This window comes from Streptomyces sp. NPDC051183, assembly GCF_040682455.1.
Taxonomy (GTDB): Bacteria; Actinomycetota; Actinomycetes; order Streptomycetales; family Streptomycetaceae; genus Streptomyces.
This window is the reverse complement of sequence record NZ_JBFBBA010000004.1, coordinates 21,656-39,935: the sequence shown is the minus strand read 5'-3', so window position 1 is coordinate 39,935 and position 18,280 is coordinate 21,656. Positions and strand designations below refer to the sequence as shown.

Sequence of the window (18,280 nt, the reverse complement as noted above, 5' to 3'; positions counted from 1 at the left end):
TGAAGCAGAGGGAAGAGGAAGGCGAGATGGGCGGGGCGGGGCGGGGCGGTGCGGCGCTACGGCGCGCCGGGCGGGGCCGGGGCCTCGGCCGGCGCGTCCGTCGCGGCGTCCGCACCGGTCGCACCGGTCGTACGGCGCTTGCGGACCACCAGGAAGGCGGCACCGCCCGCCAGGACCAGCAGGGCCACCGCGAGGGCGACGTACAGCCCGGTGTTCGAGGACCCCTCCGCGTCGGCTCCGGTGGCGGCGGGAGCGGGGGCGCTCGGCGAGGCTGCCGCGGGCGGGGCCGTGGAGCCGAGGTCGGGCAGGGCCGGCAGCTGCGCGCCGGACTCCAGGGCGACGGCGAGCGAGACGGGGTCCATCTCGGTGCCCGCTTTGTACATGGAGGACAGGGCCGTGGTCCTGAAGGCCTCGGACCCGCCCTCGGTGAGCGTGGCCGGGGCCTCGGTCAGCGTGGCGAGCTTGCCCTCGGTCTTCAGCCCCCCGGCGTCGAACTCCACCAGCGCGACGGCGTTCTTGGTCCCGGCGGCGGTGGTGACGTCGGCGGACAGGACGCCCTTGCCGTTCTCCACCTTGACGCTCACCTTGCCGAACTTCAGGTCCAGGTCGGCGCCGGTGAACCGGACCGTGCCCGCGAAGGCCGCGTCCAGGACGCCCTTCTGGCCGTCGTACGAGCCCTTGCCCTGCGGGAAGCGGAACAGGGCCCCGCCGTCCTGGGCGCCTTCGGCGAGGGTCCACTTGCCCTGGCCGATGGAGCCGGTGACGTACTCGCGGAAGGTGCGGCGCACTCCCCAGTCGACGGCGGCGTCGGCGAAGGTGGCCTGCGAGGTCTCGGGGGTCTGCGGTGCCTGCGGGGTCCCGGTGGGCGCCGTCGGCTGCTGTGCGGCCGGGGCGGTCTTGACGTCGGCGGACAGCGAGACGGGGTCGAGCTGCGCACCGGCGGCGTAGTAGCCCGCGAAGGCCTTGGCGCCCTGATCGGTCAGGGTCGCCGGGACGTTGGTGAGGGTCAGCGGGCTGCGGCCGCCCTTCATGTCGATGCCGCCGACGCCGAGCGTGGCGAAGGGCACCTGGGACTGGCTGGTGACCGCGCCGGTGTCCTTGGCCTTGCTGGAGACGTCCGCGTACAGAGTGCCGCGGCCGCCCGAGATCTTGACGGTGGGCCGGCTGACGGTCATGTCGAGCTCGTGGGCGCCGTCGGGCTTCTGGTGCCCCTGGAAGGTGACCCCTCCCGAGTAAGAGGCCTCGAAGGTGCCGGAGTCCGGGTCGTAGGAGCCGCTCGCCGAGTGGAAGCGGAACAGGCTGCCGCCCACGGTGGCGGCGCCGCTCTTCAGCTTGAAAGAACCTTTCGCCACCGGCCCGGTGACATAACTCTGGAAAGACGATTTGATGCCCCAGTCGAGCCGACCCCCCTGCACGGTGCCCGCATGGGCGGCGGCGGCCGGGAGCAGGGCCCCCAGCAGGGCCGCCAACAGGGCGACTGCGAGGGTACGGGCGGGTCTTGCGGGCATGAATGTCCCCTCCAGGGTCTAGCAAGCAAGGTTAGGCTAACCTAAGCTATCCCCGGCCGGGTACGGAACCCCCCGGTCCCCACAACCTCAGTCGGACGATCAGGACGGTGCCTTCGTGCCTACGCCCGCCGCGTCACACCGCATTCCCCGTATCGCTCTTGCCTTGGCAGCACTGGCACTTGCGCTCACGGGCTGCGGAGGTACGGCCACCACTCCGGGCTCATCCGCCCGCCCCGCCGCCGCCCCGGACCGGGTGGAGCCGCTCACCCCGGCGCCGGCTCCGGCTCTGCCGGTGACCGTGCCCTCGGTGGACGGGACCCGGGTCACGGTCGCCTCGGCGGACCGGCTCGTACCGCTGACCGGCAGCCTCAACGAGATCGTCCACACGCTGGGGCTCGGCGACCGGGTCGTGGCCCGGGACATCACCGCCACCTTCGAACAGGCCTCGGCACTGCCGGTGGTGACACGTGGCCACGACGTCTCGGCGGAGAGCGTGCTCTCGCTCCGCCCGACGCTGGTGCTGGCGGAGACCACCAGCGGTCCCGCAGAAGCGATTCAGCAGATCCGCGACGCCGGCATCCCGGTCCTGGTCCTCGCCCCCGCCAAGAGCCTCGACGACGTACCGAAGCGGATCGACGCGGTGTCCGCCGCGCTGGGCGTCAAGGACGCCGGGGCCCGGCTGAACCAGCGCACCGCCGAGCGGATCGCCGCCGCCCGCAAGGACGTTCCGGCCACCGCCTCGGCCAAGAAGCCCCGGGTGGCCTTCCTCTACCTGCGCGGCACCGCTTCCGTCTACCTGCTGGGCGGTTCCGATTCCGGCGCGGCCTCACTGCTGGAGGCGGCCGGCGCGGTCGACACGGGCAAGGACTCCGGGCTGGGCAAGGACTTCACCCCGATCACCAGCGAGGCCCTGGCGGCCGCCGCGCCCGACGCGATCCTGGTCATGTCGAAGGGCCTCGAATCGGTCGGCGGCGTCGACGGCCTGGTCAAGGTGCCGGGCGTCGCCCAGACCCCGGCCGGCATGGACCGCCGGGTGGTCACGATCGACGACGGCGTCCTGCTCAACTACGGGCCCCGCACCGACCAGGTGCTCTCCTCCCTGGTCGCGCAGCTCTACGGCAAGGCCGCGTGATGACCCTGCCGTACGACTCCGACGCACTCGCCGACGCCGCGGCGGCTCAGCCCGCGCGGCTCAAAGACCCGGGGCTCCGCCCCGGACCCCGCGCCTCAAACGCCGGCGAGGCTGATTCCTGTCAGGCGGCGCCGCCATTGCCCGGCGGGCGGTCCAGCGCCCACGGACCCGAGGTTGCCCCGCCGGCACCGGGCCCGCAGACAAGCGGCATCGGCACCGGTAAAGATCCAGCCGCAGAACCCGGGAAGCCGCGCAGCCGCAAGGCCGCACTGCTCACCGCCGGGCTGGTCGGCACCCTGCTCCTGCTCGCCCTGCTCTCCACAGGAGTCGGCGCGTACGAGATCCCCCTCGGCGACGTGCTCGCCTCGGTACAGCACCGCGTCGGCCTCGGCGGAGCTCCGCTCGACCGGGTCGGCGAGAGCGTGCTGTGGAACGTACGGCTCCCCCGGGTCGTGCTCGCGCTGCTGGTCGGCGCGAGCCTCGGCTGCGCGGGCGCGCTCATGCAGGGCGTCTTCGGCAACCCCCTCGCCGAGCCGGGCGTGATCGGCATCTCGGCCGGCTCCGCCGTGGGCGCGGTCGCCGCCATCGGCCTCGGGCTCAGCTTCTTCGGCAACTGGACCATCACCGTCTGCGCGTTCGTCGCGGGCCTGATCACCGTCGCCTCCGTCTACCTCCTCTCCCGCAACGGCGGAAAGACCGAGGTCGTCACGCTCATCCTCACCGGGATCGCGGTCAACGCCTTCGCCGGCGCCCTGATCGGCCTGTTCGTCTTCTTCGCGGACAGCGGCCAGGTCAACCAGATCACCTTCTGGCAGCTCGGCTCCCTCGCCCAGGCCACCTGGCCCAAGGTGCTCGCCGTCCTGCCCTGCGCACTGGCCGGCCTGCTCGCCGCCCCCTTCTACGCCCGCCGCCTCGACCTCCTCGCGCTCGGCGAGCGGCCCGCGCGGCACCTGGGCATCGACGTCGAGCGGCTGCGGCTCGCCCTGATCCTGGTCGTCGCCCTGCTCACCGCCGCCGCCGTGGCCGTGGCCGGGGTCATCACCTTCGTCGGGCTGCTGGTCCCGCACCTGCTGCGGATGGCCAACGGTCCCGGTCACCGCTTCCTGGTGCCGGGCAGCGCCCTGGCCGGCGCCGTCGTCCTCATGGCGGGCGACCTGGCCGCCCGTACGATCGCCCGGCCCGCCGAGCTCCCGCTCGGCGTGCTGACCGCCCTGATCGGCAGCCCGTTCTTCTTCTGGCTGCTGCGCCGCACCCGCCGCAAGCAAGGAGGCTGGGCGTGACCAGCAAGCTGACCGGGCTGTTCGGCCGCCACAAGCGCACCGTTCCGGCCCGCCCGGCCCCCGGGGACGCCCTCGCCGAGATCGCGGACCTGCACGTCAGGCTCGGGGAGCGCGAGGTCCTCGCCGGGATCGACCTGACCGCCCGGGCGGGCGAGGTGCTGGCCCTGGTCGGCCCGAACGGCGCCGGCAAGTCCACGCTGCTGGCCGCGCTCGCCGCGGACCTGCCGGCGACCTCCGGGGTCGTACGGATCGACGGGCGCCCGGTGGGCGACTGGTCGGCGCCCGAGCTGGCCCTGCGGCGCTCCGTACTCCCCCAGTCGGCCGAACTGTCCTTCCCCTTTCCCGTCGGGGACGTCGTACGGATGGGCCGGGCCCCCTGGGCGGGCACCCCGTACGCCGAGGCCGACGAGGAGGCGGTGGCCGCCGCCATGGCCGCCACGGAGGTGACGGCCTTCGCCGACCGCCCCTTCTCGGCGCTCTCCGGCGGCGAGCGGGCCCGCGTCGCGCTGGCCCGCGTACTGGCCCAGCGGGCCCCGCTGCTGCTGCTCGACGAGCCCACCGCCGCGCTGGACCTGCGCCACCAGGAGCTGGTGCTGCGGATCTGCCGGGAGCGGGCCGCGGCCGGGGACGCCGTGGTCGTCGTCCTGCACGACCTGGGCCTGGCCGCCGCGTACGCGGACCGCGCGGCCGTGCTGCACGAAGGGCGCGTCGCGGCGGACGGCCTGCCGTCGGAGGTCTTCGACGGCGACCTGCTCAGCCTGGTCTACCGGCAGCCGGTCGAGGTCTTCCCGCACCCGCGCACCGGGGCCCCGCTGGTGGTTCCCGTCCGCGGCCCGGACGGTGCCCGTTCCGCTGTACGGAACGGGCATCCGGCGGCTTGACCTGCTTTTGACCCGGGATTGGGGGGCCCATGGGTGGCCCGTGATCGCCCTGTATCCGGCGGTAGCAGGTGTGCGCTGAATCACTGGACGAGTGGGTATGGGTCAGGTAAGCCTCGGTTAAGTTAGGTCCGCCTCACCGGCCTTTCCCTGTTGGGACGGCCCCTTCGCCCGACGCCCAGGAGCCCCCCATGCGCCCCGCTCGCCTCACCGTCGTCGCCGCCGCCTCCCTGGTGGCCGCTCTGACCGCCGTCACCGGCTGCTCCCAGAAGAGCGACGCGGGCGGCGACGACGCGATCAAGGTGGCGGCTTCCGACAGCGCCTGCGAGGTGTCGAAGACCGAGTTCCCCGCGGGCAAGGTGCAGATCGACGTCGAGAACAAGGGCTCGAAGGTCACCGAGGTCTACGTCCTCTTCCCGGACGCCCGCATCGTGACCGAGCGCGAGAACATCGGCCCCGGCACCAAGGCCTCCATCACCGCCGAGATCAAGCCGGGCGACTACGAGATCGTCTGCAAGCCCGGCATGAAGGGCGACGGCATCAAGCAGAAGGTCAAGGCCACCGGCAAGGGTGCCGCCGAGGAGAAGCGCAGCCCCGAGGCGGACGCCGCGGTCGCCGCCTACCGCGCGTACGTGGTCACGCAGGCCGAGGAGACCCTCCCCAAGGCGCAGGCCTTCGCCGACGCCGTCAAGGCCGGTGACGTCGAGGCCGCGAAGAAGCTGTACGCGCCCTCCCGCATCGGCTGGGAGCGCACCGAGCCGGTCGCCGAGTCCTTCGGCGACATCGACCCGAAGGTCGACGTCCGCGAGGACGGCCTGGAGGCCGGCCAGGACCCCGCGAAGGACTGGACCGGCTGGCACCGCCTGGAGAAGGCCCTGTGGGTCGACAACAAGATCGGCGACGAGGAGAAGAAGCTCGCCGACACCCTGATGGCGGACCTGACCGACTGGCAGAAGAAGGTCGGCCAGGCGGAGATCACCCCCACCTCGATGGCCAACGGCGCCAAGGAGCTCCTCGACGAGGTCGCCACCGGCAAGGTCACCGGTGAGGAGGAGCGTTACTCCCACACCGACCTGGTCGACTTCAAGGCCAACGTCGAGGGCGCGCAGAAGGCGTACGAGCTGCTCAAGCCGATCGCGGCGAAGAACGACCCGGAGCTCGCCAAGCAGCTGGACACCCAGTTCGCGGCGATGAACACCCTCCTGGACAAGTACCGCACCGACAAGGCCTCCTACGAGTTCACCTCGTACGACAAGGTCGGCGAGCCGGAGCGCAAGGAGCTCTCGGACGGCGTCAGCGCCCTCGGCGAGCCGCTCTCCAAGCTCGCCGCCGCGGTCGCGAAGTAACCGGCAGAGACAGAAGCAGGCGGGAGAGCAGGATGAGCGGGTCCGAGTCGGCGGCGCAGCAGCAGCCGCAGCAGCAGGACGGCGACGACAGCGCCGCGACGACAGCGGCCGCGCCCTCGCGGCGTTCCGTCCTGGGCTGGGGCGGGGCGGGGCTCGCGCTCGGCGCCGCCGCGGCCGGCGGTGCGGCGGCGGCCTTCGGCGGCGGCTCGGACATGGTGTCGGCGGCCGCGGCCGGGGCGGCCGTGCCGTTCCACGGCGAGCACCAGGCCGGCATCGCGAGCGCGGTGCAGGACCGCCTGCACTTCGCGGCCTTCGACGTGAAGACGAAGGACCGCGCGGAGCTGGTCGAGCTCCTGAAGGAGTGGACCGAGGCGGCCCGCCGGATGACGGCCGGCCGGCCGGTGGGCGAGGGCGGCTTCGGCGGCCTGCCCGAGGCTCCGCCGGACGACACCGGCGAGGCGCTGGGCCTGAAGGCCTCCCGCCTGACCCTGACCATCGGCTTCGGTCCGGGCCTGTTCGCCAAGAACCGGTTCGGCCTGGAGGGCAAGCGCCCCGAGGCGCTCGTCGACCTGGAGCTGTTCCCCGGCGACAACCTGGACCCGGCCCGCTCCGGCGGCGACCTCTGCGTGCAGGCCTGCGCCGACGACCCGCAGGTCGCGGTGCACGCGATCCGCCAGCTGGCCCGCATCGGCTTCGGCAGGGTGGCGGTGCGCTGGTCGCAGCTGGGCTTCGGCAAGACCTCCTCGACCACGCCCGAGGAGCAGACCCCGCGCAACATGATGGGCTTCAAGGACGGCACCCGGAACATCTCGGGCACCGACAAGGCGGCCCTGGAGAAGCACGTGTGGGTCGGCCCGGGCGACGGCAGCGACTGGCTGACCGGTGGCTCGTACCTGGTGGCCCGGCGCATCCGGATGCACATCGAGACCTGGGACCGCACCTCCTTGCAGGAGCAGGAGGACATCTTCGGCCGCGACAAGGGCGAGGGCGCACCGGTCGGCAAGTCCAAGGAGCGCGACGAGCCGTTCCTGAAGGCGATGAAGCCGGAGGCGCACGTCCGCCTCGCGCACCCGGACACCAACAACGGTGCGACGATCCTGCGCCGCGGCTACTCCTTCACGGACGGCACGGACGGTCTGGGCCGCCTCGACGCGGGCCTGTTCTTCCTGGCCTACCAGCGCGACGTCCGCAAGGGCTTCGTCCCGATCCAGCGCAATCTGGCGAAGTCCGACGTCCTCAACGAATACATCCAGCACGTGGGTTCGGCCGTCTTCGCCGTCCCGCCGGGCGTCCGCGACAAGGACGACTGGTGGGGCCGGACGCTGTTCGCGTAGTCCCCGCCGGAGAGGAACCGCCGTGTTCGGCAACTATCTGATCGGCCTGCGCGAGGGGCTGGAGGCCAGCCTGGTCGTCTGCATCCTCGTGGCGTACCTGGTGAAGACCGATCGGCGGGAGGCGCTGCGCCCCGTCTGGCTGGGCATCGCGATCGCCTGCTCGATCTCGCTGGCCTTCGGCGCCCTGCTGACCTGGGGCAGCCAGGAGCTGACCTTCGAGGCGCAGGAGCTGCTGGGCGGCAGCCTGTCCATCGTCTCGGTCGGCCTGGTGACGTGGATGGTCTTCTGGATGAAGCGCACCGCGCGGCACCTGAAGAGCGAGCTGCACGGCAAGCTTGACACGGCGCTGGCCATGGGCACCGGTGCGCTGGTCGCCACCGCCTTCCTGGCGGTGGGCCGCGAGGGGCTGGAGACCGCGCTGTTCGTGTGGGCCTCGGTCCGGGCGAGCGGCGAGGGCTCCTCGGCGCCGCTGATCGGGGTGCTGCTGGGCATCGCCACGGCCCTCGTGCTGGGCTGGCTGTTCTACCGGGGCGCCCTGAGGATCAACCTCGCGAGGTTCTTCAAGTGGACCGGCGGCATGCTGGTGATCGTGGCCGCGGGCGTCCTCGCGTACGGGGTCCACGACCTCCAGGAGGCCCGCTTCCTGGGCGGCCTGAACGACAAGGCCTTCGACGTCAGCTCGGCCGTCCCGCCGGACAGCTGGTACGGGACCCTGCTCAAGGGCGTGTTCAACTTCCAGCCCGACCCGACGGTGGTCCAGCTGACGGTGTGGGCGCTGTACCTGATCCCCGTGCTGGCGCTCTTCCTGGCCCCGGCCGTGACACGCAGCAAGGCGCAGCCGCAGCCGAGCCGCTCCTGAGTACGCGGAAGGCATGACGGGCACGCATGACGAAGGCCCCGGTACGCGCGGTGCGCGCGGCCGGGGCCTTCGTCGTGCGGACCGGGCGTCAGCGGCCCAGGGGCCAGGCGACCGCCGCGGGGGTCTGCTCGGAGGCGCCGGCGTACTGGGCGCAGGCGTCGGTCAGGGTCTCCAGGAGGGTGAGGGGGTCCGGGAGCGGGTGCTCCATGCCGCGGATCCAGGTGACCGCCTGGTCACCGGGCAGTGCGGCCGGCGGTACGAGGACGTAGCTGCCGCGGCAGTGCCAGCGCAGGCCCGGGTGCTCGTCCATCGTCTCGGGGTGGCAGTCCAGTTCGCAGGGCCACCACTCGTCCTCGTCCTCGGGGGTGCCGCGGGTGGCCGTGAAGAACAGCATGCGGGCCTGGTCCCCGGTGCCCTGGGACTCGGCGACCGGTCCCACCTCGACGCCGGCGGCCAGCAGCCGGGCCAGAGCGGCGGCGCCGGCCTCCAGCGGGACGTCCAGGACGTCGTGGACCATGCCGGTCGCGGTGATGAAGTTGGCCTGCGGCTGGCTGCGGGCCCAGCGTTCGACCTGGGCGCGGTCGGTGGTCGACTGGGTCTGCCAGGCGAAGGAGAGCGGGTGCCGCGCGGGCGTCGGACAGCCGATCCGGTCGCAGGAGCAGCGGTAGCCGGCGGGATGGGCGGCGGGGGCGATCGGGAGGCCTGCGGCGGCGACGGCCAGGAGCAGCGCCTCGCGTTCCCTGCCGGGGTCCTCGGGAGCGGGTTTCGGCCTGCGGCGCAGCCACTGCGAAATCCTGCTCTGCTCGCCGCGTTTGACGCGGCCGGACTCGGACCCCATCTATCCCCTCACCTCACCGTTGCCCCGGCGGACCCTCACATGGTCCCACCATCCTGCGCCCCGGGTGACCGCTCTCCTCAACCGGGGGGTTGCGGACAGGGCACTGGCAGCCCCTACATAAGCACAGAAATCGGCCATAAGTTCTCGGCCATTGATCTGGCCCCTACACGCCGGTGACCTTTCCCACGCCGCCCAGGACCCGGTCCACCAGCGCGTCGGTATGGGCGTGCGTCAGCGGAGCCGTCCGCAGCAGCCACCGGTACGTCAGCGGCCCGAGCAGCATCTCGACCACCAGGCGCAGATCCACGTCCGGGTCGATCTGCCCGGCCTCCCGGGCGGCGCGCAGCCGCACCTCGTACAGGGCGAGCTGCGGCTCCAGCAGCTGCTCGGTGAAGCGGGCGCCCAGCTCGGGGTCGGTCGCGCCGGCCGCGGTGAGGGCGCGCGCGGGCGCCTCGTACTTCTCGTCGTTGAACTCGTCCACCGTCAGCCGCAGTACGTGCTTGAGGTCGGCCGCCAGATCCCCGGTGTCCGGGAAGCCTGCCCAGCCGGCTTCCGCCTCGGAGTCCCCGGCGAGCGCGAGCGAGGCGTCCAGGAGGACCGCCGCCTTCGACGGCCACCAGCGGTAGATGGTCTGTTTGCCCACGCCGGCCCGGGCGGCGATGGCCTCGATGGTCAGCTTGTTGTAGCCGACCTCCCCGACCAGGGCGAGCGCTGCGTCGAGGATCGCGCGCCGGGACCGGTCGCTACGGCGCGACGCGTCGGGAGACTTGGGGTTCATTTTCGGCAATTTACCAACCCGGGACCTCTCGTCTTTCAGCCGTCCCGGAAACCACCCAATCAGTTCACTGCGCCGTCCGCGTTGAGGAGAGACGATTCTCTTCTCATCATCGTGAGGAGCCTTCTTTGCGCAGAGACGCCACACCCCGGCGCTACCTGATGTGCCCGCCCGCGCACTTCAAGGTCACGTACTCCATCAACCCGTGGATGGACCCCACGAAACCGGTGGACCTGCCCCTCGCACTCGCCCAGTGGGAAGACCTGAGGGACCGCTACCGCTCCCTCGGCCACACCGTCGAGACCCTCGTGCCCGACCCCGCGCTGCCCGACATGGTCTTCGCGGCGAACGGCGCCCTGGTCGTCGACGGCCGGGTGCTGGGCGCGCGGTTCGCGTACCCGGAGCGGGCCCCCGAGGCGGAGGTCCACCTCGACTGGTTCCGGGCCAACGGCTTCCCCGAGGTCCACGAGCCGTCCCACGTCAACGAGGGCGAGGGCGACTTCGCCGTCACCGCCACCTACATCCTCGCGGGCCGGGGCTTCCGCTCCAGCCCGCTCTCGCACGACGAGGCCCAGGAGTTCTTCGGCCGTCCGGTCATCGGCCTCGACCTGGTGGACCCGCGCTACTACCACCTCGACACCGCGCTGTCCGTCCTCGACGGCGACGAGGTCATGTACTACCCGCCCGCGTTCTCCGCGGGGAGCCAGGCCGTGCTCCGGCGGCTCTTCCCGGACGCGCTGATCGCCGACGGCCAGGACGCGGCGGCCCTCGGGCTCAACGCCGTCTCGGACGGACTGCACGTCCTGCTCCCGCAGGCGGCCACCGGACTGCTGGGGCCCTTGCGCGACCGGGGGTTCGAGCCGGTGCCGATGGATCTGGGCGAGCTGCTCAAGGGCGGCGGCAGCGTGAAGTGCTGCACCCAGGAGCTACGGCCCTGATCCGCGCAGGCACCGGCTCCCGGTGGCGCTAGCCCTCGGTGGCGGGGGGCCAGGCCTGACCCCAGTCGGCGTCCCGCGCCGCCTTGTAGAGGTCCCCGTGGCGCTTGGTCACGTTGACCCGGGTCAGGCCCGGCGTGTCACCGTCCTGCGGGCCGCACAGTTCCAGCAGGACGAGCCCCTTGCGGATCTGCGGCCTGCGCGTGATCCGGGAGGCGGCCGGCTCCACCGGGAAGCGCGTCGCGGCGACGTAGCTGAACTTCTCGTCCTCGTACGGGAGCGAGCCGCCCTTGACCTGCCGGTGCAGGGAGGAGCGGCTGACCCGCGCCGAGAAGTGGCACCAGTCCTGCCCGACCTCGATCGGGCAGGTCCCGTCGTGCGGGCACGGGGCCGCGACCCGCAGCCCGGCCTCGATCAGCTGGTCGCGGGCCTCGCGGATGCGCAGGTAGCCCTCCGGGGTGCCCGGCTCGATCAGGACCACGGCCTGCCCGGCGCGGGCCGCCTCGGCGACGACCGCCCGGCGGGCCTCCGCCGTCAGCTCGCCCAGCACGTACGAGACCGTCACCAGGTCCGCCTCCGGGAGCTTCAGTCCCGCTCCGATGACGGCCCGCCGCCAGTCGGCGCCGCGCAGCGCCGGGGAGCCGGACGCCGCCGCCAGTTCACGGCCGAGGGTCAGCGCCGGCTCCGCCCAGTCCAGTACCGCGGTGGTCCGCGGCCCGTCCCAGGTGGCGTCCACGGCCCAGGTCGCCGCTCCCGTGCCGCCGCCCACGTCCACGTGCGAGCCCGGGACCCACTGCGGAGCCGCTTCGGCGAGTGCGTCCAGGGCGGCCCGTACGGCCTCGAAGGTGGCCGGCATCCGGTACGCCGCGTACGCCGCCACGTCGGAGCGGTCCCGCAGCACGGGGGCGTTGGTCGGGGTCTGCCCGCGGTAGTTGGCGATCAGCCGCTCGACGGCGGCCGCGGCCTGCTTCGGCGGGAGCCCGTCGAGCAGTCCGCCGAGCGCGCTGCGCAGCGTTGCGGCGGTGGTGGAGGAGGCGGAGGCGGCGGAGTCGTTCACCTCCGAAGTTTACGGCTCCCGCGGGTCACCCGGACCGCTCGGCGGACCGCTCGGCGGACCGCTCGGCGGACCGCTCGGCGGACGGCTGGGCGGCGGCCGGCTCCCGGTTCTGCCACGGCCGGCACATGCCGAGGAAGCAGGCCACCGACAGCAGCGCGCACGCCACCTGGACCACGGCCATCGGCACCGCCGTGTCCTCGCCCGCGATCCCGACCAGCGGCGAGGCGACGGCCCCGACGAGGAAGGAGGAGGTGCCGAGCAGCGCGGAGGCCGACCCGGCCGCGTGCGGGGTGCGCATCAGGGCCAGTGCGTTGGTGTTCGGCAGGACCACGCCCATCGCCGACATCAGCACGAACAGTCCGGCGGCGATCGGCACGAGCCCGACCTCGCCGAACGCCCCGGCCGACATCAGCAGCAGGGCCGCCGAGGCGGCCGTGATCAGCCCGAGGCCGACGGCCAGCACCTTGTCCATGCTGACGCGGCCGACCAGCAGCTTGCCGTTGACCTGGCCGGCGGCGATCAGGCCGATGGAATTGAGGCCGAACAGCAGGCTGAAGGCCTGCGGCGAAGCCCCGTAGATCTCCTGCACCACGAACGGCGAGGCCGCGATGTACGCGAAGAGCGCGGCGAAGGCGAAGCCGCCCGCCAGGGTGTACCCGGCGAAGACCCGGTCGCCGAGGAGGCCGCGCATGGTCCGCAGCGCGGCGCCCACCCCGCCTGTCTGCCGGCGCTCGGGCGGCAGGGTCTCGCCCAGGCAGCGCCAGGTGACCAGGGTGAGCACGGTGCCGACGGCGGTGAGCACGACGAAGACCCCCCGCCAGTCCGCGAAGCGCAGCACCTGGCCTCCGATGAGCGGGGCGATGATCGGGGCGGTGCCGGATATGAGCATCAGGGTGGAGAAGAACCTGGCCATCTCGACCCCGTCGTACAGGTCGCGCACGACGGCCCGCGCGATGACGATCGCGGCCGCGCCGGCCAGGCCCTGGAGCAGGCGGAAGCCGATCAGGAGCTCGGCGCTCGGGGCGAGGGCGCAGATCGCGGTGGCGAGGACGTAGACGACCATGCCGGCGAGCAGGGGTCTGCGGCGGCCCCACTTGTCGCTCATCGGGCCGATGACGAGCTGGCCCAGCGCCATGCCGGCGAGGCAGGCGGTGAGGGTGAGCTGGACGGTCGCGGCGGGGCTGTTCAGGGCGTTGGTGACCTCCGGCAGTGCCGGGAGGTACATGTCCATGGACAGCGGGGGCAGGGCGCTGAGCCCGCCGAGGATGAAGGTGACGAGCAGTCCCGTACGGCGGGCGGCCGTCAGGGGTGCGGCGGGTGTGGTGGTGGAGGGCGTCGCGGGCGACGGTTCCGAGGGGGCCGTCGCGGGGCCTCTCTCCGACATACGGAACTCCAGTCCTTTTATCGTTTCCTCACACCCCCGACCGACCCATGCTCTCAGCAATCGGACCCTCCCGGGGCCCGTGCCCGCTGTGACGTACCCTGCGGCCCCATGAACGCAAGTGGGAAGAAGATCGCCGTGGTGACCGGGGCCGGCTCCGGGATCGGCCGCTCCGTGGCCCTGACCCTGGCCGCCGCCGGATGGGCGGTGGCCGCCGCCGGCCGCCGCACCGAACCGCTGGAGGAGACGGCCGGTATGGCCGGCGACGGCGCGGACGTGCTGTGCGTACGGGCCGACGTGACCGACCCCGCCGACGTGGCCGCGCTGTTCGAGGCCGTACGGGAGCGGTACGGGCGCCTCGACCTGCTCTTCAACAACGCGGGCACCTTCGGGCCGGGCGGCGTCCCGCTGGAGGACATCACCTACGAGGCCTGGCGCTCGGTGGTCGACGTCAACCTCACCGGGGCCTTCCTGTGCGCCCAGGCGGCCTTCCGCCAGATGAAGGCCCAGGACCCGCAGGGCGGCCGCATCATCAACAACGGCTCCATCTCCGCCCACGTGCCGCGGCCGAACTCGATCGCCTACACCGCGACCAAGCACGCCATGACCGGCCTGACGAAGTCCCTGTCGCTGGACGGGCGCCCGCACCGGATCGCGTGCGGGCAGATCGACATCGGCAACGCGGCCACCGAGATGACCGAGCGGATGCAGACCGGGATCATGCAGGCCAACGGGCAGCTGGCGGTGGAGCCGGTGATGGACGCGGCCGACGTGGCGCGCACCGTCCTGCACATGGCGGAGCTCCCCCTGGAGGCGAACGTGCAGTTCGCGACGGTGATGGCCACGGCCATGCCGTACATCGGACGCGGGTGACCCCCGGCCCGGGCCGGGCCGGGCCGGGACCGGGGCCGGGGCCGGGGCCGGGTGCGGACCCGGGGCCGCGTGAGGAATGCCGGGCCGGAGCGCGGAGTTGAGGCGATCATGACCGAGACTGCCGCAACGCCCGAGGTTCTGCGCTACACCGCCTTCTCCGCCGACCCGGCGGGCGGCAACCCCGCCGGGGTCGTGCTCGACGCGTCCGGGCTCGACGAGGCCGCCATGCTCGGCATCGCCGCCGAGCTGGGCTACAGCGAGACCGCCTTCCTCACCGCACCGCCGGAGGCACTCGGCGGCGAGCCCGGCCGGGCCTTCACCGTGCGCTACTTCAGCCCCAAGGCCGAGGTCCCGTTCTGCGGGCACGCCACCGTGGCCACCGCCGTGGCGCTGGGCGAGCGGATCGGCCCCGGCGAGCTGCTCTTCGCGACCCGGGCCGGGACCGTGCCCGTCTCGGTGACCGGGTCGGCGACCGGCTCGGCGACCGGCTCGCAGGACGGCGGCTCGGGCCTGCGGGCCACGCTGACCAGTGTGGAACCCCACGTGGAGGCGATCTCGGACGCCGGCCTCGCCGAGGCGCTGGCCGCGCTGGACTGGCCCGCCGCGGACCTGGACCCGGGCATCCCGCCCCGGATCGCCTACGCCGGCGCCCGCCACCTCGTGCTCGGCGCCGCCACCCGGGCCCGGCTCGCGGACCTCGCGTACGACTTCGCCCGGCTGGAGGCGCTGATGCGGCGCCTGGACCTGACCACCGTCCAGCTGGTGCACCGGGCGGGCCCGGCGGTGTTCCACGTACGGGACCCCTTCCCCGTCGGCGGCGTCGTCGAGGACCCCGCCACCGGAGCCGCCGCGGCCGCGTTCGGGGCGTACGCCCGCGAGCTCGGCCTGGTCCCGGCCGACGCGGAGCTCACCCTCCACCAGGGCGAGGACATGGGCCGCCCCGGGGTCCTGACGGTGGAGCTGCGGGCGGGCGATCCCCGGGTCCGGGTGGGCGGCGCCGGAGTGCGGATCCCGTGACGCCCGGCCCCACCATCGAGACGTACGCGGCCGACGCCCTGCCCGCCGCAGTCGCCGCACAGGTCGCCGCCCTGGAGGCGCACGCCTGGCCCGGGTCGCAGTCCGGCCACGACCCGGCGCTCGCGCCGCGGGCGATGGTGCTGCTGGACGGGGCCGGGGCGGTCGCCGCCTCGCTGGCGCTGCTGTACAAGCCGGTGCCGCTCGCGGGCCGGACGTACCGCGCGGCCGGGCTCAGCTCGGTGGTGACCCGGGCCTCCGCGCGCGGCCGGGGGTACGGCGGGCGGCTGGTGGCGGCGGCCCGCGCGGCGCTCGCCGCCGACCCGGCCGTGGACGTGGCGCTGTTCAGCTGCGACCGGGAGCTGACCCCGTTCTACGAGGCGGCCGGCTTCGCCGTCCTGCCGGGCGCGGTCCTGGTCGGCGGGACCCCGCAGGACCCGGACCCGCTCGCCACGGACGCTCCGGGCTTCGACAAGAACGTCCTGGCGGCCTTCTTCACCGCCGACCCGGCCGCGGACCGCGCCGCCTTCACCGGTGCCCGCATCCCGCTCCACCCGGGCACGGTCGACCGCCTCTGGTGACCCTGCCGGGGGGCGGGCCCGTCAGTGGATCTGCGTCACGACCACGTCGAGGGACCAGGCCTTCGCCGCCTTGGCGGGGGCCTGCGCCTCCACCGTGAAGCCCAGGTCCCGCAGGGCCGTGACCAGCTCCGCCGGGGATCCGGGCCGCGCGCCCGCCAGCAGCAGCTCGCGTACCAGCACGCCCTTGGTGTGCTTGTTGAAGTGGCTGACCACCGACCGCTTCTCCACCCCGTCCACGATCTGCGAGTGCAGCACCCGCACCGTGGCCGTCCGGCCGGCCGTCTCCCCCTTCGGCTTCCAGGCCGAGGCGTACGCGGAGGAGCGCAGGTCCAGGACCAGGTCCTCCCCCGCCGCCTCGGGCATCACCGAGGCCATCGGCTCGCGCCAGTACGCGTTCAGCGCGCCCAGGCCGGGCAGCTTCACACCCATCGAGCAGCGGTAGGAGGGGATGCGGTCCGTGACCTTCACCGCGCCCCACAGCCCGGAGAAGACCAGCAGGGACTCCTCCGCGAGCGAGCGCGCCGGCGCCGGCAGGGTGGCCAGGCCCAGCGCGTCGTACAGGACTCCGGTGTAGATCTCCCCCGCCGGGCGGGCGGCGGCGCTGCGCAGCTCCGCGTTCTTGGCGACCTCGCCCCGCAGCCCCTCGCTCAGGCCCAGCACCTCACGGGCCTTCGTCTCGTCCCCCGCGCACAGGTCGACCAGCTCCTCCAGTACGGCAGCGCGCGCGGCGGCCAGTCCCGGCAGCGACAGCGTCTGCGGCTCCAGGGGTACGCCGGGCCCGCCGGCGGCCTTTCCCTCGGACGGCGGCAGCAGCACGAGCACGGTGGTTCTCCTTCGGTACGACGCGGCGCAGGGGGTGCGGCCCCCGGCCCAGGGTAAGGCTCTCGCCGCGCCGCCCCGGCCCCGCCGCCATAGGCTCGGTCCATGCCACGCCGTCACATGAGCATGACCGGCGCAGACGGGGCTGCCCTGCGGGCCGCGCTGCGTGAACTGCGGACGAAGCTGGAGGTGCCGGAGGAGTTCCCGGCCGCGGCACTCGCGGAGGCCGAGCGCGCGGTCGCCGGTCCGCGCCTCCCGGACCTCGACGCCACCGACGTCCCCCTCTTCACGATCGACCCGCCGGCCTCCCGGGACCTGGACCAGGCCATGCACCTGGCGAAGCGGCCCGGCGGCGGCTACCGCGTGCACTACGCCATCGCCGACGTCGCCGCCTACGTCACCCCCGGCGGCGCCCTCGACGCCGAGGCCCACCGGCGGATCAGCACCCTCTACTTCCCCGACGAGAGGGTCCCGCTGCACCCGGCCGTGCTCTCGGAGGGCGCGGCCAGCCTGCTGCCCGACCAGACCTGCCCGGCCCTGCTGTGGCGGCTGGACCTGGACTCCGACGGCCGGGTGGAGACCACCGACGTACGCCGGGCCCTGGTCCGCAGCCGGGCCAAGTTCGACTACGACGGCGTCCAGAAGGCCATCGACACCGGTACGGCGGAGGAGGCGCCGGCCCTCCTGAAGGACGTCGGACGGCTGCGCGAGGCCCTGGAGCAGGAGCGCGGCGGCATCTCGCTGAACGTGCCCGAGCAGGAGATCGTCGCGCAGGACGGCTCGTACTCCCTGGCCTACCGGGCCCCGCTCCCGGCGGACGGCTGGAACGCGCAGATCTCCCTGATGACGGGCATGGCGGCCGCCGAGCTGATGCTCGCCGCCGGCACCGGCATCCTGCGGACCCTGCCCAGCGCCCCCGACGGGGCGGTCGGCCGGCTGCGGCGGGCCGCGAAGGCCCTGCGGATCGACTGGCCGCACCACGTCCCGTACTCCGAGCTCGTCCGCTCCCTCGACCCGCACCTGCCGGCCCACGCGGCGTTCCTCCAGGAGTGCACCGCCCTGCTGCGCGGCGCCGGGTACACCGCCTTCAGCGGCGGGCAGGCACCCGACCCGGTCCTGCACGCGGCGGTGGCCGCCCCGTACGCCCACTGCACCGCGCCGCTGCGCCGGCTCGTCGACCGGTACACGGGCGAGCTGTGCGTGGCGGCGGCCGCGGGCGCCGAGCCGCCGCAGTGGGCGCTGGACGCGCTGGAGGCGCTGCCGCGGGAGATGGCGGACGGCGGCCGGCGGGCCAACGCGGTGGAGCGGGAGTGCGTGGACCTGGTGGAGGCGGCGCTGCTCAAGGACCGCGTCGGGGAGACCTTCGAGGGCACCGTGATCGACGTCAAGGAGCGGGAGCCGCTGGTCGGCACCGTCCACCTGGTGGAGCCCGCGGTCGTCGGCCGCATCGAGTCCTCCTCGGGGGAACTGCCGCTGGGCGACCGGATCAGGGTCCGGCTCACACAGGCCGACCCGGGGACCTCGAAGATCCTTTTTGCCCCGGCCTGACCGGTCCGGCCCTCCCCCGCTTCCCGACGGCTCCGGCGCCACGGCTCTGGCACGACGGCCCCGGGCCTGTCATCATCTGCGCACCGCGCGGTCCGAGGGACCGCTGGCAACGGCAGGGGAGG

Annotated in this window: 16 protein-coding genes and 1 pseudogene; 11 read left to right on the top strand and 6 right to left on the bottom strand. The window is 73.6% G+C overall.

All coding sequences use genetic code 11. From position 1 onward, the window contains the following. Positions 1 to 56: 56 nt before the first annotated feature. Positions 57 to 1,508 carry an HtaA domain-containing protein gene (locus AB0M99_RS04680; protein WP_365917199.1) on the bottom strand — a complete coding sequence of 484 codons (1,452 nt, stop codon included), beginning with the start codon at positions 1,506 to 1,508 and terminating at the stop codon, positions 57 to 59. A gap of 115 nt (positions 1,509 to 1,623) precedes the next feature. On the opposite strand from AB0M99_RS04680, the gene AB0M99_RS04675 reads away from it, so the two are divergent. From AB0M99_RS04675 to efeU, 6 genes are all read left to right on the top strand, one after another. Continuing rightward, positions 1,624 to 2,640, top strand: a complete 1,017-nt coding sequence (locus AB0M99_RS04675; protein ID WP_365917198.1) for an ABC transporter substrate-binding protein — start codon at positions 1,624 to 1,626, stop codon at positions 2,638 to 2,640. Beyond that, a complete protein-coding gene (locus tag AB0M99_RS04670) occupies positions 2,640 to 3,920 on the top strand; it encodes an iron ABC transporter permease (RefSeq protein WP_365917197.1) in 1,281 nt (426 codons plus the stop codon). Before AB0M99_RS04675 ends, AB0M99_RS04670 begins: the two co-directional genes overlap by 1 nt. Positions 3,921 to 3,937: 17 nt before the next feature. Next, positions 3,938 to 4,801, top strand: a complete 864-nt coding sequence (locus tag AB0M99_RS04665; protein WP_365917379.1) for a heme ABC transporter ATP-binding protein — start codon at positions 3,938 to 3,940, stop codon at positions 4,799 to 4,801. A gap of 188 nt (positions 4,802 to 4,989) precedes the next feature. After that, positions 4,990 to 6,144 (top strand): iron uptake system protein EfeO, encoded by a 1,155-nt coding sequence (efeO, locus tag AB0M99_RS04660; protein WP_365917196.1) that lies wholly within the window; start codon positions 4,990 to 4,992, stop codon positions 6,142 to 6,144. Between the two features lie 32 nt (positions 6,145 to 6,176). Continuing rightward, positions 6,177 to 7,478 (top strand): iron uptake transporter deferrochelatase/peroxidase subunit, encoded by a 1,302-nt coding sequence (efeB, locus tag AB0M99_RS04655; RefSeq protein WP_365917195.1) that lies wholly within the window; start codon positions 6,177 to 6,179, stop codon positions 7,476 to 7,478. Positions 7,479 to 7,500: 22 nt separating this feature from the next. Next, positions 7,501 to 8,337: an iron uptake transporter permease EfeU gene (gene efeU, locus AB0M99_RS04650; protein ID WP_365917194.1), complete on the top strand. Its 837-nt coding sequence runs from the start codon at positions 7,501 to 7,503 to the stop codon at positions 8,335 to 8,337. 88 nt (positions 8,338 to 8,425) lie between these two features. Here the strand turns inward: efeU and AB0M99_RS04645 are convergent, their stop codons facing one another. Both AB0M99_RS04645 and AB0M99_RS04640 read right to left on the bottom strand, forming a co-directional pair. After that, positions 8,426 to 9,175, bottom strand: a complete 750-nt coding sequence (locus AB0M99_RS04645; RefSeq protein WP_365917193.1) for a bifunctional DNA primase/polymerase — start codon at positions 9,173 to 9,175, stop codon at positions 8,426 to 8,428. Positions 9,176 to 9,338: 163 nt separating this feature from the next. Next, positions 9,339 to 9,953, bottom strand: coding sequence for a TetR/AcrR family transcriptional regulator (locus AB0M99_RS04640; RefSeq protein WP_365917192.1), 615 nt, complete (start codon positions 9,951 to 9,953; stop codon positions 9,339 to 9,341). 98 nt (positions 9,954 to 10,051) lie between these two features. Here AB0M99_RS04640 and ddaH point away from each other — a divergent pair. Further along, positions 10,052 to 10,888, top strand: a pseudogene (gene ddaH, locus AB0M99_RS04635) (dimethylargininase); the annotation flags it as partial. A gap of 28 nt (positions 10,889 to 10,916) precedes the next feature. Here ddaH and AB0M99_RS04630 read toward each other — a convergent pair. Next, a complete protein-coding gene (locus tag AB0M99_RS04630) occupies positions 10,917 to 11,942 on the bottom strand; it encodes a small ribosomal subunit Rsm22 family protein (protein WP_365917191.1) in 1,026 nt (341 codons plus the stop codon). A gap of 25 nt (positions 11,943 to 11,967) precedes the next feature. Next, entirely contained in the window at positions 11,968 to 13,326 is a 1,359-nt protein-coding gene (locus AB0M99_RS04625) for a Bcr/CflA family multidrug efflux MFS transporter (RefSeq protein WP_365917190.1), read from the bottom strand. Positions 13,327 to 13,434: 108 nt separating this feature from the next. On the opposite strand from AB0M99_RS04625, the gene AB0M99_RS04620 reads away from it, so the two are divergent. The 3 genes from AB0M99_RS04620 (at position 13,435) to AB0M99_RS04610 (ending at position 15,791) form a co-directional block, all read left to right on the top strand. Then, positions 13,435 to 14,196, top strand: coding sequence for an SDR family oxidoreductase (locus tag AB0M99_RS04620; protein ID WP_365917189.1), 762 nt, complete (start codon positions 13,435 to 13,437; stop codon positions 14,194 to 14,196). A 108-nt stretch (positions 14,197 to 14,304) separates the two neighbouring features. Further along, the gene (locus tag AB0M99_RS04615) at positions 14,305 to 15,213 is read left to right on the top strand and encodes a PhzF family phenazine biosynthesis isomerase (RefSeq protein WP_365917188.1); all 909 of its coding nucleotides are present in this window, start codon (positions 14,305 to 14,307) and stop codon (positions 15,211 to 15,213) included. After that, a complete protein-coding gene (locus tag AB0M99_RS04610; protein WP_365917187.1) occupies positions 15,210 to 15,791 on the top strand; it encodes a GNAT family N-acetyltransferase in 582 nt (193 codons plus the stop codon). Before AB0M99_RS04615 ends, AB0M99_RS04610 begins: the two co-directional genes overlap by 4 nt. Before the next feature lie 21 nt (positions 15,792 to 15,812). On the opposite strand, the gene yaaA is transcribed toward AB0M99_RS04610, so the two are convergent. Next, on the bottom strand, positions 15,813 to 16,613 hold the full coding sequence (gene yaaA, locus AB0M99_RS04605) for a peroxide stress protein YaaA (protein ID WP_365917186.1): 801 nt from the start codon (positions 16,611 to 16,613) through the stop codon (positions 15,813 to 15,815). Positions 16,614 to 16,715: 102 nt separating this feature from the next. Between yaaA and AB0M99_RS04600 the strand changes: the two genes are divergently transcribed. Continuing rightward, entirely contained in the window at positions 16,716 to 18,158 is a 1,443-nt protein-coding gene (locus tag AB0M99_RS04600; RefSeq protein ID WP_365917185.1) for an RNB domain-containing ribonuclease, read from the top strand. Positions 18,159 to 18,280 lie beyond the last annotated feature (122 nt).